The sequence below is a fragment of the Nonomuraea sp. PA05 genome, assembly GCF_008086045.1.
Lineage (GTDB): Bacteria > Actinomycetota > Actinomycetes > Streptosporangiales > Streptosporangiaceae > Nonomuraea > Nonomuraea monospora.
This window is the reverse complement of the sequence record NZ_VSEY01000020.1, coordinates 99,278-112,505: the sequence shown is the minus strand read 5'-3', so window position 1 is coordinate 112,505 and position 13,228 is coordinate 99,278. Positions and strand designations below refer to the sequence as shown.

Here is a 13,228-nt window from a genome sequence, read left to right as displayed (position 1 = left end):
TGCGCCTTTCGCCGTAACATGCGAACGCAACGTTGCGTTGCGTTTCGAGGATGAGGGGGTGTGCGATGGGACGGGTTCCCGCAGGGGTGGCCTGGGGGCTGCTGGCCGCCTGGGTGGTGCACGACGCCGAGGAGCTGGCGACCATGGCCCGGTGGACGAAGGCGGCGCGGCCCCGGCTGGAGGAACGCCTGCCCGGGGTGCGGCTGGACGTCTCGCAGGCGCACGTGAACGTGGCCATCGGGCTGATGGGCGGCGTGATGGCCGTGGCCTCCGCCCTGGGGGCGCGTACGGGCGGGCGCAGCGCGGTGTTCCAGGCGGCGCTGGCCGGGTTCGGGGTGCACGGGGTGGTGCATCTGGCTCAGGCGGCGATCTATCGCGGGTACACGCCGGGGGTGGTGACCGCGCCGGTCGTGGTGATCCCGTACTCGGTGTGGGCCTGGCGGCGGCTGCGGCGGGCCGGGGTGCCCCTGCGCGGGCCCGGGGCGGCCGTGGTGGCGTTCCCGCTCGTCCTGGCGGGCGTGCACGCACTCGCGCACGCCCTCACCGGCGGGCTCAGGCGCGCTCAGGCGCGTGAGTAGTCCCTGACCACGTCGGCGAACGCCTGCGCGACCGGGCGCCAGGTGGCCACAAGCGCGCTCTCGGCGGCCTTGACCTCCGCGTTGAGCTCCTCGGCGGCCTCCAGGCCCGACTCCGCCGTCCACGACACGAAGATCTCCGGCGTCGCCTCCGGATGGAACTGCACCGCCCAGGCCGCCTCCCCGAGCCGGTAGGCCTGGTTCGGGTACTGGGAGCCGGTCATCAGCGGCACCGCCCCGTCGGGCAGCCGCGTCATGGCGTCCTGGTGGTACTGCACGGCCACGGCGGCGCCGACGCCTGACAGCAGCCGGTCGGAAGCCGCGACGCTTGACAGCAGCCGGTCGGAGGCTGCGGCGGGCAGCGCGACCACTTCGCGGGCGCCCACCTCCAGCCCGTTCGCGCCGCGCTCCACCGTGCCGCCGCAGGCCATGGTGAGCAGTTGCGCGCCCAGGCAGACGGCCAGGGTGGGGGTGGCGTCATCGACGGCACGGCGCAGCAGGTCGCGGGTGGCGGGCTGCCAGGGGCTGCGCTCGTCCTCCCAGGCGGCCGCCGCGCCGCCGAGCACGATGAGCCCGTCCCGCGCCCGCTCGGGGACCTCCTGCCCCAGGTACGGCCGCACGACCTCGCACTCCAGCCCCAGCCACCGGGCGAGGTGGCCGAGACCCGCCTCGGCCTCATGTTCGATGACGGTAATTCGCATATGCGTAATTATGTGGTGATTATGAGGATCGATGAGGTGGACGGTCTGCGGATCGCCACGTTCGGAACCGGGCCGCGCACGATCATCGCGGTCCACGGGATCACGGCGTCGCTCATGGCGTGGGCCGCGGTGGGGCGGCGGCTGCCGGACGGCTGGTCGCTGGTGGCCATGGACCTGCGCGGGCGCGGGCTCAGCGCGTCCCTGCCCGGCCCGTACGGGCTGCCACGGCACGTCGAGGACGTGCTGCGCGTCGCCGACCACGCCGGAGCGGGCCAGGACACGGTGCTGACGGGTCACTCCATGGGCGCGTACGTGGCGGCGCTCGCGGCGGCCCGGCGGCCGTTCGCCAGGGTGGTGCTGGTGGACGGCGGGATCCCGCTGCCCCCGCTCCCCGGTGACACGGACCCGGACACGGCCCTGGAAGCCCTGCTGGGCCCGGCGCTGGCGCGGCTGCGGCAGACGTTCCCCTCGGCGGAGGCGTACGTGGACTTCTTCAGGGCGCATCCGGCCTTCGCCGGCCGCTGGAACGCCGACGTGGAGGCGTACGCGCGCTACGACCTGACCGGCCCCGAGGGCGCGCTGCGGTCACGGGCGGTGGCCGAGGCGGTGGCGCAGGACGGGCGGTGGCTGCACGTGGAGCGGGAGGCTATCGGGGCGGCGCTGGAGGCGATCAAGGCCCCGCTGCACCTGCTCAGGGCGCCGCGCGGGCTGCTCGACCAGCCGGTGGGAATGCTGCCCGACGACCTGGTGCGGCCCTGGGCGGAGCGGCTGCCCGGCCTGCGCGACGAGGTGGTGCCGGACTGCAACCACTACACGATCCTGTTCGACGAGCGCTGCGTGGCAACAGTGGCGGACCGGCTCACGGTGCCGGCGTAGGAACGGCGAAGGCCCCCGAGTCGCGACTCGGGGGCCTTGAAGCGAGGGGTGTCAGCGTGGAGCGATCCACGTGGCGCGGGCGGCGGCCACCAGCGTGCCGTCCACCTCGTAGATGGCGCTCTGGCCGAACATCTTGCGGCCGTCGCGCCCGGTCGGGCGGGCCACCACCGAGTAGCGGCCGCCCGGCAGCACCGGGCGGTGGATCTGCACGGCCAGGCGGCCGAGCAGCGCGCTCTCGCCAGGCCCGAAGTGCGCCCAGCCGGTGATGCAGTCGAGCACCGCGCCCACGATCGAGGCGGGCACGCCGTCCTCGCCGCTCACGGTGAACGGCACGCGCCAGCCGGCCGCCACGAGGTCGGTGCCCTCCACCGGGCCGGGGAAGATGCGCAGGCCGTCGCCCGGCTCGCGCAGGCCGCAGGCGAAGCACTCCGCGAACGGGTGCGCCTTCAGCCCGGCGAACCCGGCCTCGGCGCGGGCCGCGTCGTTGAACGGCACGAACCCCGGGCCCTGCAGCTCCTCGGCCACGGGGATCGCCTCGACCAGCAGCTTGTCGCCGTGGGAGAGGGAGACCGTGTTGGCCACGTGCTCCAGCCGCAGCTCGGTCTCCAGCGGCGTGGGGGCGTGCAGCGTGACCTCGACGGCTGATCGGCCACCGTTCAGCGCCTCCGCCATGGTGCCCGCGATCCAGCCGCCGTTGGCGACGCCCACGGGGCCACGGAAGCGCTCGGGAACGGTCAACACGGTCTGCAGGGCAGCCGTCGTCATGCCACACCCTCCTATATCGCCACGCCAGGCGAAAAGTCCGGAAATATCATAAAGAGCTAGCCGATTTTACTGGACACCCGGTTTACCTAGGATGCGGGGGTCCGGTGGCAGCTCGGTACGTCTCCATAACGCCTTGAAGGGGGCCGAAACTTCCCCCCACCGAGTAACGAGACGCTAGGCGCCGCACATCGCTCGGATGTGACTCGGGGGTCAGAAGCAACGAAAATCGGCCTCACTCCGAACCGCTCCGGGAGTGAGGCCGATCAAGGCGTCGGCGCTACCTTAACGATGTTTCCCGCCCGCCGCGACCAATCCGCCGATTCTCGCTGATCACGGACCGTCCGGCACACGAGGGGTGCGCGTCCGGGCCCGTCCTCGGTCAAGCTGGTAGGACGCGCCTATGCTGGCGCGGCAGGGATTGCGACGGCGGACCGGGCGGGGAAGGGTGTTGCTGTGGACGGGGCGAGGCTGCGGTATCCGCCGGGAGCCCTGGTCATCCTGACGGGGCTGCCGGGGGCGGGCAAGACCACGCTGCTGCGCCGCCTGTACGGCATGGACGGCGCCGAGAGCCTGCCCATCAACTCGGGCACGGCCGTGGTGATCGACTCCGCGCAGTCCAGACGGCACTGGAACGGCAGGCTGACCTGGGCGCCGTACCCGGTGCGCCGGGCTGTGGTGTTCGTCACCCACCTGACCCGCATCCGGCAGGCGCTGACCCAGGGCCACTCCGTGCTCGCGCACAACCGGGGCTGCGCTCCGTACGTGCTGCGCGGCTTCGCCTGGCTGGCGCGCCGGCACGGCGCCGACTTCCACCTGCTCCTGCTGGACGCGCCCGCCGAGGAGGCGCTGGCGGGGCAGCGGGCCAGGGGGCGGGTGGTGGCGGCCAGGACGTTCGCCCGGCACCAGCGCAGGTGGGACAGCCTGCTCACGCGGGTCAAGGGCGGCGACCCCGCTCCGGCGGCCGGGGCGCGCATCGTGAACCGGGCCGAGGCCGGGCTGCTGGAGGCGATCGTGTTCGATTCGGCCGGGGGTGTCGATCCGCGGCGGCGCCGTTCGTACAAGGGCTGAGAGAAAGGAGCGATGTGATGCAGCGATACGTGCTCACCATCTACCAGCCCGACGGCGAGCCGCCCGGCCCCGAGGTGCTCGAACCGGTCATGCGCGAGCTGGGCGCGCTGGAGGAGGAGCTGAAGGCCGCCGGCGCCTGGCTCTTCTCCGGCGGTTTGCGTCCGCCGGAGGAGGCGGTCGTGCTGCGGGCGGGCGACGGCGAGGTGCTCACCGTGGACGGCCCGTACACCGAGGGCAAGGAGCACGTCGGCGGTTTCACCGTGATCCAGGCGCCCGGCCGGGAGGCGGCGCTGGCGTGGGGCCGCAGGATGGCCGCCGCCGCCACGCTGCCGATCGAGGTGCGGGAGTTCTGGGGCTGATCGGACGAGGCCCCGCCGGAGCGTCCGGCGGGGCCTCACCCACCGCTGTCAGAGGACCGGCAGGTAGCGGCCCAGCTCGAACTCCGTCACGTGGCGGCGGTACTCGCGCCACTCGCTGCGCTTGTTGCGCAGGAAGAAGTCGAAGACGTGCTCGCCCAGCGTCTCGGCCACCAGCTCGCTGCGCTCCATGACCTCGATCGCGTCGTTGAGCGAGCCGGGCAGCGGCTGGATGCCGAGGGCGCGCCGCTCGGCGCTGGTCAGCGTCCAGACGTTGTCCTCGGCGGCGGCCGGCAGCTCGTAGCTCTCCTCGATGCCCTTCAGCCCGGCGGCCAGGATCAGCGCGAAGGCCAGGTACGGGTTGCAGGCCGAGTCGAGCGAGCGGAACTCGATGCGCGTCGAGCCGCCCTTGTGCGGCTTGTACATCGGCACCCGGACCAGCGCGGAGCGGTTGTTGTGGCCCCAGCACACGTAGGAGGGGGCCTCGCCGCCCAGCCCGGCGATGGCCTCGGCGCCGCCCCACAGCCGCTTGTAGGAGTTGACCCACTGGTTGGTGACGGCGGTGATCTCGGCCGCGTGCCGCAGCAGCCCCGCGATGAACGAGCGGCCGATCTTGGACAGCCGGTACTCGGAGCCCGCCTCGTAGAAGGCGTTGCGGTCGCCCTCGAACAGCGACATGTGGGTGTGCATGCCGGAGCCGGGGTGCTCGGTGAACGGCTTGGGCATGAACGAGGCCCAGATGCCCTGCTCCAGCGCGACCTCCTTCATGACCAGGCGGAAGGTCATGATGTTGTCGGCCGTGGTGAGCGCGTCGGCGTAACGCAGGTCGATCTCCTGCTGGCCGGGCGCGCCCTCGTGGTGGCTGAACTCGACGGAGATGCCCATCGACTCCAGCATCATGATCGCCTGGCGGCGGAAGTCGTGGCCGGAGCTGTGCGGCGTGTGGTCGAAGTAGCCGCCCGAGTCGATCGGCTCGGGCCGCACACCGGGCTCGGGACGGTTCTTCAGCAGGAAGAACTCGATCTCCGGGTGGGTGTAGAAGGTGAAGCCCATGTCGGCGCACTTGGCGAGCGTGCGCTTGAGCACCCAGCGCGGGTCGGCGTGCGACGGCGTGCCGTCGGGCATCAGGATGTCGCAGAAGATGCGCGCGGCGCCCGGCGTCTCGCTGCGCCACGGCAGGATCTGGAAGGTGGCCGGGTCGGGCTTGGCGAGCATGTCGGACTCGTAGACGCGGGCGAAGCCCTCGATGGCCGAGCCGTCGAACCCGATGCCTTCGGCGAAGGCCCCCTCCAGCTCGGCCGGCGCGATCGCGACGGACTTGAGGAAGCCGAGCACGTCCGTGAACCACAGCCGGATGAACCGGATGTCGCGTTCCTCGAGCGTGCGGAGCACGAACTCCTGCTGGCGGTCCACGGCTTCCCCTCGTTCGTACGGACAGTACAGGCGTACACACCAGCATGCCGTGTCCGTGTTTCGCACACGTTACGGGGGGTGCCGGTGCGAGCCTCGCTGACAAAGGGCCCGCCCCGACTTACTGTGATCACGCAGTCAGTCTCGGGGGAGGCATTGGTGGCTATCGACCTGCTCAATCACAAGCTCGATCGGGCGTTCGACCACATCGACGCGAGCGGCAACGGCGTCGTCGAGCGCGAGGACCTGCTGGGGCTGGGCGCCCGTATCCTGGTGGGCTTCGGGGAGTCCCCCACCTCGGTCGCCGGGGCGAGTCTCGTGGACGGCTTCGACCGCATCTGGTCCACCCTGTCGCGGACGCTGGAGCGCGACGGCGACTCCGGCATCGTGCGGCAGGACTTCCTGCGCGGGATGACGGCGGCGTTCGTCACGGGCGACCAGTACGACGCGGTGTTCAAACCGGCCACGGTCGCGGTGGCGGAGCTGTGCGACGGCGACGACGACGGGCAGATCGGGCCGGGTGACTTCCGCACGATGTTGTGCGCGTTCGGGGTGGCCTACGACGACGTGGACGAGGCGTTCGACCGGCTGGACCGGACGGGCAGGGGCACGATCACCGTGGACGAGCTGGTCCTGGCCGCGGCCGACTACTACCGCGGCGACGACCCCAGCGCCGCCGGCAACTGGCTCTTCGGGCCCCTGTGAACAGCACGGTGAAGAACACTCCAGTGAAGAGCGCGTCCAAGGACAGCGTGACCGCCACCACCACCGTGTTCGCCACGGTGCGTACCACGGTGCGTACCGCCCTGCGCTCGGCCCTGTCGTCCCTGCTGCCGCTGCCGCGCAGGGGCGGCTGCGCCGCGCTGGCGCTGCTGCCGCTCACCGAGCGGGTGCCCGCGATGGCGGCGCCGTGCAGGATGCATCCGGCCGTGTACGCCATCGAGGCCGCGGTCATCGACTGGGCCAGGCGCACCGGCCTGCGCGCCGATCCGGGCGTCGGCTACCACCGGATGGCCGGCCGGGCGTTCGCCGAGTTCGACGCCGCCGCGGCGGCGCTGTTCGCGCAGTGGCTGACCTGGCTGTTCCACCTGGACGACGAGCTGGACGAGCGCTCGGGCCCGCTGGAGATCTTCCACGGCATGCTCAAGGGGACCTCCTGCCATCCGCTGGAGTCGGCCTTCGCCGACCTGTGGCGGGTGACGAGCGTGCGGATGAGCGACCACTGGCGGGCCAGGTTCGCGGTGGGGCTGCAGCGCCAGTACGACGCCTGCCGCGCCGAGGCGGAGAACCGGGCGGCGGGCCGGATGCCGACGCTGGAGGAGTATCCGGCGCTGCGCAGGGGCACGGTCGGCCCGTACCTGTACGACCTGGTGGAGCCGTGCCTGCGGGTGGAGGTGCCGGTCTGGGTACACGAGTCGGACCCGTGGCAGCAACTCGTGAACGCCTGCAGCGATGTCACGGCCTGGTGCAACGACGTCGCCTCGCGGCCGAAGGAGCGCGGCGACGTGCACAACTTCGTGGTGCTGGCGATGCGGCAGCTCGGCCTGAGCGAGCGGGAGGCGACGGCCTGGGTGCTGGACCGGATCACCGGGCGCTGCCAGGACATGCGCAAGGCGGCCAGGCGGCTGCCGCTGGACGATCTGGAGCCGAAGACGGCCAGGGACGTCAGCAAGGTGGCCTGCGCGTACCTGGCGGCGCCGCGCGCGCACCTGGACTGGCTGCTGGAGTCGCAGCGTTACGCGTGAGGTCCCGGGCCGGCGGCGAGCATGTCGCCGGCCAGGGTGCGGCGGTAGACGACCTGCTTGCCGATCCGCAGGCCCACCGCCAGCCCGCCGCCGCTGAGCACGCCGAGGTGCTGGCTGACCGCGCCGGGCGTGAGCGCCATGCGGGTGGCCAGCGCGGAGGTGGTGGCGGGCTCGGCGAGCGCGATCAGGATCGCGGCCCTGCTCTTGCCGATCAGCGCGCCGAGCGCGCCGGGCGCGGGCGGCGGGCCCTGCTCCCACAGCGTGCCGACGCCCTGCACGGGGTAGACGAGCATCGACTGGTACGGCGCCGTCATCACGGCCACGGCCGGCCAGTAGAACGCGCTGGGCACCAGCACCAGCCCGTCGCCGTGCAGCCCGCCCGCGTCGCACCAGGGCCGGTCGATGATCAGCTTCTCCCCCGTCCACCGCACGGCGGGGCCGAGCCCGGCGAACAGCTCGCGCGCGCCGCCCTGGGCGAGCTGCCGTGAGCGGCGCAGCACGTCCCGCTCCAGCAGCGCGTACACGCGGGGCCAGAACTCGGCGAGGCCGACCTCCCAGTACGCCTCCAGCGCGTCGGCCACCCTGAGCACGCCCGCCTCGGGGTCGGCCGTGAACCGGGCGATGACGGCCCTGTCGGTGCCCTCGACCTTGGCCGCCTCCTCGCGGGCCCGTGCGGGGTCGGCGCGCCTGACCCGGTCGAGCTCGGCGGCGAAGTCGGGCATCGGCGTGTCGGGGGGCGGGGTGATGAAGTCGGCGAGGTAGCCGGTCGGCGGGACGAGAGCGAGCAGCTCGGTCAGGTCGAGCCCGGCCAGCCTCGGCCGCACGGCCTTGAGCCAGGGCAGGTGGATCGACTGCCTGGCGGGCTGCTGGAGGGTGCGCAGGCTGGCCACCAGCTCCCACATCGGGGAGAAGGCGAACCGGATGCGCGCCACGTCCTCCGGCCTCAGCACCCAGGTGATGGACATGCTTTTAGTCTGCGCTAAATCGTTCGCACCACGAAACCGGAAATCTCACGCTATGAGCGTGACGAGCACGACTGTCGAGAGACCCTCCTTCCTCAAGGCCCAGATCGGCGGGCTGCCCCGCCCGTTCTGGGCCCTGTGGGGCGGCACGCTGGTGAACCGCCTGGGCACCATGGTGATGCCCTTCACCGGCGTCTACCTGACCCAGAGCCGCGGCCTGTCCATCACCGCGGCGGGCCTGGTGATGGGCGTGTTCGGTGCGGGATCGCTGCTCTCCCAGCTCGTGGCGGGCGTGCTCGCGGACCGGATCGGGCGCCGCGCGACGCTGTCGGGCGGCATGCTGGCCACCGCGGTGTGCATGCTGGCGCTGGGCTACAGCACCTCGCTGCCCGCCATCCTGGCCTCGATGTTCGCGCTCGGCCTGGTGATCGACGTCTACCGCCCTGCCTCCACCGCGCTGGTCGCCGACCTGGTCCCGGCGAAGGAGCGGCCGCGGGCGTACGGGCTGCTGTTCTGGGCGATCAACCTGGGCTACTCGGTGGGCATGACGGCCGGCGGATGGCTGGCCGGGCAGGGGTTCCTCTGGCTGTTCTGGATCGACGCGCTTTCGGGCGTGCTCTTCGCCGTGCTGGTGTGGCGGGCGGTGCCGGAGACGAGGCCGGAGGTCAGGCAGGCGACCGGCGGGTTCGGGATGGTGCTGCGCGACCGGGTCATGGTCGGGTTCACGCTCGTCGCGCTGGGCAACGCGCTGGTCTACTCGCAGACGATGACCATGCTGCCGGTGGCGATGACGGACGTGGTGAAGCTGACCTCCAAGGAGTTCGGCCTGGCCATGGCGCTGAACGGGGTGCTGATCGTCGTCGTGCAGCCGCTGGTGTCGGGCTGGCTGGGACGCAGGGACCCGGCGCGCATGCTGGCGCTGGGCCTGGTCGTGATGTCGGCCGGGTTCGCGATGACCGCGTACGTGACGAACGTGGCCGGGCTGGCGGTGACGATCGCGATCTGGACGGCCGGGGAGATCGCCACGGCCGGGATCGCGGGCGCCATCGTGGCCTCCCTGGCGCCCGCCGAGCTGCGCGGGCGGTACTCGGGGCTGTTCGGGTTCGCGTGGTCGCTGGCGGCGGTGCTGGCGCCGCTGCTCGGCGGGCCGCTGCTGGAGCTGGGGCCGAAGGCGCTGTGGTTCACGACCGCCGCGGTCGGCGTGGTCTCGGCGGCCGGGCTGCTGTTGCTCGGCCCGGCGATCAGACGCCGCTGAGGCTGCCGGGAACGCCCGCTATCGTTGCTCTGACCAGGTGCGGAGCGCGTTGAGAAAATTTTGATCGGACGTTGGCAGCCCACCGATAATTTTCACCTCGATCATGGGGTGGGAAGGGCGGGTGGGATGCGCCGCGCAGGTCTGGCGCGAAGCGTGGCGATCGGCATGGCCACGCTCGCCGTCATTTTTGAGCTCACCGACATCTGGGTGACGGCGCAACTGCCGCAACCCTCCTGGACGCCGCTGCCGCTGGCCCCCGAGGACATGGCGGGCACGGCGTTCTCCGTCTTCGGCGCGATCCTCGTCTACAGCAGGCCCCGGCTGGTGATCGGCTGGCTGCTGTGCGTCGGCGGGCTGAGCGCCGCCGCCAACATCCTGTCGGCCAACACCTTCCACCTGCTGTACGGCAGCCCCGCCGCGGGCTGGCCGATCGTCAACCTCGCCTGGCACGTGCTGCAACTCACGCTCGGCGTGCTGCTCCCCCTGCTCTACCCGGTCGGCAGGCTGCTGTCGAGGCGCTGGCGCTGGGTGGTCGCGCCGGCCGTGCTGGGCATGGCGCTCGACTGGGCGGGCGCGCTGAGCGGCCAGAGAGCGTTCCGTGACCCCGCGCACTGGCTGGTGTCGGCGGCCATGGCGCTGGCGTTCGTGTCGCTGGTGGTGCGGTTCAAGCGCGGCGACGCGACCGAGCGGCGCCAGCTCCTGTGGGTGATGGTGACGCTGCCCGGCCTGCTGGTGCCGTGGATGCTGGGCGACCCGTTCTGGTGGCTGGCGACGCTGTTCATCCCGCTGATCCCGGCGGCCATCGCGCTGGCGGTGCTGCGTTACCGGCTGTTCGGCATCGACACGCTGATCAGCCGCGCGCTCGTCGGCACCGGGCTGCTCATCGTGATCACCGGCGTGTACGTGGCCGCCAGCGCCGCGAGCAGCCTGTTCCTCGCCGAGGTGGACCGGGTGGCCGGGATCGCGGCGGCGGTGTTCGCCGGGGCGGCCTTCCAGCCGATGCGGCGCGGCATGCAGCGCGGCGTGGACCGGCTGCTGTACGGCAGCACCGGAGTGCCGGGCACGCTGGCCAGGCGGCTGCGGCACCGGTTGCAGCACGCCGACCCGGTGCACGGGCTGCTGGCCACCCTCGACACGCTGCGCGAGGGCCTGTCGGTGACGGGCGTGGCGGTCGAGCTGGACGGCACGACCACCGTCTCGGGCTCCCCCGGCCCTCCCGAGCGGGTGATCTCCCTGGTGTGGCACGGGGAGCCGGTGGGGCTGCTGCTCGTCGGGCCGACCGACCGGCGCAGGTTCCCGGCGGCGCACGACGAGCGGGTGATCGCCACGCTCACCCCGTACATCGCGGACGCGGCGCACGCGGTGCGGCTGACGGCGGCGTTGCAGCGCTCACGCGAGCGCATCCTGACCGCGCGCGAGGAGGAGCGGCGGCGGCTGCGCCGCGACCTGCACGACGGGCTCGGCCAGTCGCTGACCGGCATGGCGATGTCCATCAACGCCGCCCGCCAGTCCGTGCGCAGCTCGCCGGAGAGCGCCGACCTGCTGCTGGCCGAGCTGCGCGCCGGCATGGACGCGGTGAGCGGCGACATCAGGCAGCTCGTGTACGGCCTGCGCCCGCCCGCGCTGGACGAGCTGGGCCTGGCGGGGGCCGTGGCGGAGCTGGCGGGCACGCCGGTCGAGGTCTCCGGCGGGCTCGACGGGCTGCCGGCCGCCGTCGAGGTGGCCGCGTACCGGATCGTGCAGGAGGCGCTCACCAACGCCCGCAAGCACTCGGGCGCGGCCACGATCACCATCGCGCTGCGGCGCGCCGAGACGCTGCGGATCACCGTCACCGACGACGGCAGCGGGATCCCGGGGGACGCGCGGGCGGGCGTCGGGCTGGGCTCGATGCGCGAGCGGGCCGCCGAGCTGGGCGGCGCCTGTGTCGTACGTGAGGCGGACGGAGGGGGCACCGTTGTCGACGCCGAGTTACCTCTGTGACATTTCCCCATATACCCCGGCCCGTTCTGCCTCTACAGTTACGCCTGACATGCTGACCTTCACCGCTCTCGGACCGTTCCAGGCCTGGGCCGACGGCGCCCCCCTCGACCTCGGCGGCCAGCGGCAGCGAGCGGTGCTCGCCCGCCTGCTCGTCGCCGGTGGCCGCGCCGTGCCCGTGCACACCCTCATCGACGAGCTGTGGCCGGGTGACCCGCCGGCGCAGGCCCTGTCCACCATCCAGGGTTACGTCTCCCGGCTGCGCCGCGCCCTGGAGCCCGGCCGCGCGCCCCGCGAGGAGGCCGGGGTGCTGGTGTCCGCGCCGCCCGGGTACGCGTTGCGCGCGCGTACCGAGCAGGTGGACGCCTGGCACTTCGAGGGCCTGGTCAAGTCCGACGGCACGCCCGCGCAGGTGTGGGCGGCCATGGACACCGCGCTGGAGCTGTGGCGCGGCCCCGCGCTGGCCGAGTTCGCCGAGCTGAGCTGGGCCGCGACCGAGGCCGGGCGGCTGGAGGAGCTGCGGCTGATCGCCGTGGAGCGGCGTGCGGACGCCGGGCTGGCGCTGGGCAGGGCCACGTCGCTGGTGGCGGACCTGGAGGCGCACGCGTCGGCGTACCCGCTGCGGGAGGAGGCGTGGCGGCTGCTGGCCGTGGGGCTCTACCGGATGGGGCGTCAGGGCGACGCGCTGGCGGCGCTGCGCAGGGCGCGCGCTGTGTGGCGGGACGAGCTGGGGCTGGACCTGTCGGCCGGGCTGAAGCGGCTGGAGGCCGACATGCTGGCCCAGCGCCTGGAGGAGCCCGCCGCCGATCCCGTGGTGGTGACCGGCGGCGGGGTGCTGCGCGTGCTGGTGGCCGACGACCAGGCGCTGGTGCGTACCGGGCTGAAGGCCATGCTGGACAGCGAGGCCGGGTTCGCGCTGGCGGGCGAGGCGGCCAACGGCGAGGAGGCGATCACCGGCGTCCGCGAGACGCGGCCCGACGTGGTGCTGCTCGACATCCAGATGCCGCGCCTCGACGGCCTGGCCGCCGCCCGCAGGATCCTGGCCGGCGAGCAGCCGCCGAAGGTGGTGATGATGACCACGTTCGGCAGCGACGAGAACCTGTACGCGGCGCTGCGCGCCGGGGTGAGCGGGTTCGTGCTGAAGACGTCGCCGCCCGAGCAGATCCTGGCCGCGATCAGGGCCGCGGCGGCCGGGGACGCGCTCATCGACCCCGCCGTGACCACGCGGCTGATCTCGGCGTTCACCGGGCGTACCGACCCGGCCTCGCCGCCGGCGCTGGCCGGGCTCCCTGACGACCGGCTGGACGTGCTCAAACTCGTCGCCCGGGGGCTGACCAACCGGCAGATCGGGCAGACCCTGGCGTTGCCGGAGGAGGAGGTGGGCCTGATCGTGAAGTCGCTGCTGGAGCACCTCGGGCTGTTCGACCGGGCGCAGCTCGTGATGGCGGCCTACGAGTCCGGCCTGGTCACCCCGGGAGGGAAATGAGCTGCTTTTCGTCGCTTTGACGATAAAAATCGGAGCGTACTAGGCTGTTGAC

General features: G+C 72.7%; 13 protein-coding genes. 9 read left to right on the top strand and 4 right to left on the bottom strand.

Going from position 1 to position 13,228, the window contains the following annotated elements:
- Positions 1-65: 65 nt before the first annotated feature.
- A complete protein-coding gene (locus FXF51_RS29735; protein ID WP_187414641.1) occupies positions 66-578 on the top strand; it encodes an HXXEE domain-containing protein in 513 nt (170 codons plus the stop codon).
- Here FXF51_RS29735 and FXF51_RS29730 read toward each other — a convergent pair.
- Entirely contained in the window at positions 563-1,276 is a 714-nt protein-coding gene (locus FXF51_RS29730) for a type 1 glutamine amidotransferase (protein ID WP_148437996.1), read from the bottom strand. The two genes, FXF51_RS29735 and FXF51_RS29730, sit on opposite strands and share 16 nt — an antisense overlap.
- Before the next feature lie 21 nt (positions 1,277-1,297).
- On the opposite strand from FXF51_RS29730, the gene FXF51_RS29725 reads away from it, so the two are divergent.
- Complete coding sequence (locus FXF51_RS29725; RefSeq protein WP_148437995.1) at positions 1,298-2,152, top strand: alpha/beta fold hydrolase; 855 nt, start codon at positions 1,298-1,300, stop codon at positions 2,150-2,152.
- 51 nt (positions 2,153-2,203) lie between these two features.
- Here the strand turns inward: FXF51_RS29725 and FXF51_RS29720 are convergent, their stop codons facing one another.
- On the bottom strand, positions 2,204-2,917 hold the full coding sequence (locus FXF51_RS29720; protein WP_148437994.1) for a PaaI family thioesterase: 714 nt from the start codon (positions 2,915-2,917) through the stop codon (positions 2,204-2,206).
- A gap of 453 nt (positions 2,918-3,370) precedes the next feature.
- On the opposite strand from FXF51_RS29720, the gene FXF51_RS29715 reads away from it, so the two are divergent.
- Together FXF51_RS29715 and FXF51_RS29710 are read left to right on the top strand one after the other, a co-directional pair.
- Positions 3,371-3,985 (top strand): AAA family ATPase, encoded by a 615-nt coding sequence (locus FXF51_RS29715; protein ID WP_148437993.1) that lies wholly within the window; start codon positions 3,371-3,373, stop codon positions 3,983-3,985.
- 17 nt (positions 3,986-4,002) lie between these two features.
- Positions 4,003-4,344 (top strand): YciI family protein, encoded by a 342-nt coding sequence (locus tag FXF51_RS29710; RefSeq protein ID WP_148437992.1) that lies wholly within the window; start codon positions 4,003-4,005, stop codon positions 4,342-4,344.
- 48 nt (positions 4,345-4,392) lie between these two features.
- On the opposite strand, the gene FXF51_RS29705 is transcribed toward FXF51_RS29710, so the two are convergent.
- Positions 4,393-5,754, bottom strand: coding sequence for a glutamine synthetase family protein (locus FXF51_RS29705; protein WP_148437991.1), 1,362 nt, complete (start codon positions 5,752-5,754; stop codon positions 4,393-4,395).
- A 156-nt stretch (positions 5,755-5,910) separates the two neighbouring features.
- Here FXF51_RS29705 and FXF51_RS29700 point away from each other — a divergent pair, with 156 nt between their 5' ends.
- Positions 5,911-6,456, top strand: a complete 546-nt coding sequence (locus FXF51_RS29700) for an EF-hand domain-containing protein (RefSeq protein ID WP_148437990.1) — start codon at positions 5,911-5,913, stop codon at positions 6,454-6,456.
- An 8-nt stretch (positions 6,457-6,464) separates the two neighbouring features.
- Positions 6,465-7,496, top strand: coding sequence for a terpene synthase family protein (locus tag FXF51_RS29695; RefSeq protein ID WP_148437989.1), 1,032 nt, complete (start codon positions 6,465-6,467; stop codon positions 7,494-7,496).
- On the opposite strand, the gene FXF51_RS29690 is transcribed toward FXF51_RS29695, so the two are convergent.
- Complete coding sequence (locus FXF51_RS29690; protein ID WP_148437988.1) at positions 7,487-8,461, bottom strand: DUF5937 family protein; 975 nt, start codon at positions 8,459-8,461, stop codon at positions 7,487-7,489. The genes FXF51_RS29695 and FXF51_RS29690 overlap by 10 nt on opposite strands.
- 52 nt (positions 8,462-8,513) lie before the next feature.
- On the opposite strand from FXF51_RS29690, the gene FXF51_RS29685 reads away from it, so the two are divergent.
- The 3 genes from FXF51_RS29685 to FXF51_RS29675 all read left to right on the top strand — a co-directional run bounded on the left by FXF51_RS29685 (position 8,514) and on the right by FXF51_RS29675 (position 13,176).
- The gene (locus tag FXF51_RS29685) at positions 8,514-9,713 is read left to right on the top strand and encodes an MDR family MFS transporter (RefSeq protein ID WP_148437987.1); all 1,200 of its coding nucleotides are present in this window, start codon (positions 8,514-8,516) and stop codon (positions 9,711-9,713) included.
- A gap of 126 nt (positions 9,714-9,839) precedes the next feature.
- A complete protein-coding gene (locus FXF51_RS29680; protein WP_148437986.1) occupies positions 9,840-11,693 on the top strand; it encodes a sensor histidine kinase in 1,854 nt (617 codons plus the stop codon).
- Positions 11,694-11,742: 49 nt separating this feature from the next.
- Positions 11,743-13,176, top strand: a complete 1,434-nt coding sequence (locus tag FXF51_RS29675) for a BTAD domain-containing putative transcriptional regulator (RefSeq protein ID WP_148437985.1) — start codon at positions 11,743-11,745, stop codon at positions 13,174-13,176.
- Positions 13,177-13,228 lie beyond the last annotated feature (52 nt).

What these genes read in the sequence shown, in the direction of transcription:
- FXF51_RS29735 (WP_187414641.1), top strand. Translation starts at nt 66, where the DNA reads ATGGGACGGGTTCCCGCAGGGGTGGCCTGGGGGCTGCTGGCCGCCTGG.
- FXF51_RS29730 (WP_148437996.1), bottom strand. Translation starts at nt 1,276, where the DNA reads ATGCGAATTACCGTCATCGAACATGAGGCCGAGGCGGGTCTCGGCCAC.
- FXF51_RS29725 (WP_148437995.1), top strand. Translation starts at nt 1,298, where the DNA reads ATGAGGATCGATGAGGTGGACGGTCTGCGGATCGCCACGTTCGGAACC.
- FXF51_RS29720 (WP_148437994.1), bottom strand. Translation starts at nt 2,917, where the DNA reads ATGACGACGGCTGCCCTGCAGACCGTGTTGACCGTTCCCGAGCGCTTC.
- FXF51_RS29710 (WP_148437992.1), top strand. Translation starts at nt 4,003, where the DNA reads ATGCAGCGATACGTGCTCACCATCTACCAGCCCGACGGCGAGCCGCCC.
- FXF51_RS29690 (WP_148437988.1), bottom strand. Translation starts at nt 8,461, where the DNA reads ATGTCCATCACCTGGGTGCTGAGGCCGGAGGACGTGGCGCGCATCCGG.
- FXF51_RS29685 (WP_148437987.1), top strand. Translation starts at nt 8,514, where the DNA reads ATGAGCGTGACGAGCACGACTGTCGAGAGACCCTCCTTCCTCAAGGCC.
- FXF51_RS29680 (WP_148437986.1), top strand. Translation starts at nt 9,840, where the DNA reads ATGCGCCGCGCAGGTCTGGCGCGAAGCGTGGCGATCGGCATGGCCACG.
- FXF51_RS29675 (WP_148437985.1), top strand. Translation starts at nt 11,743, where the DNA reads ATGCTGACCTTCACCGCTCTCGGACCGTTCCAGGCCTGGGCCGACGGC.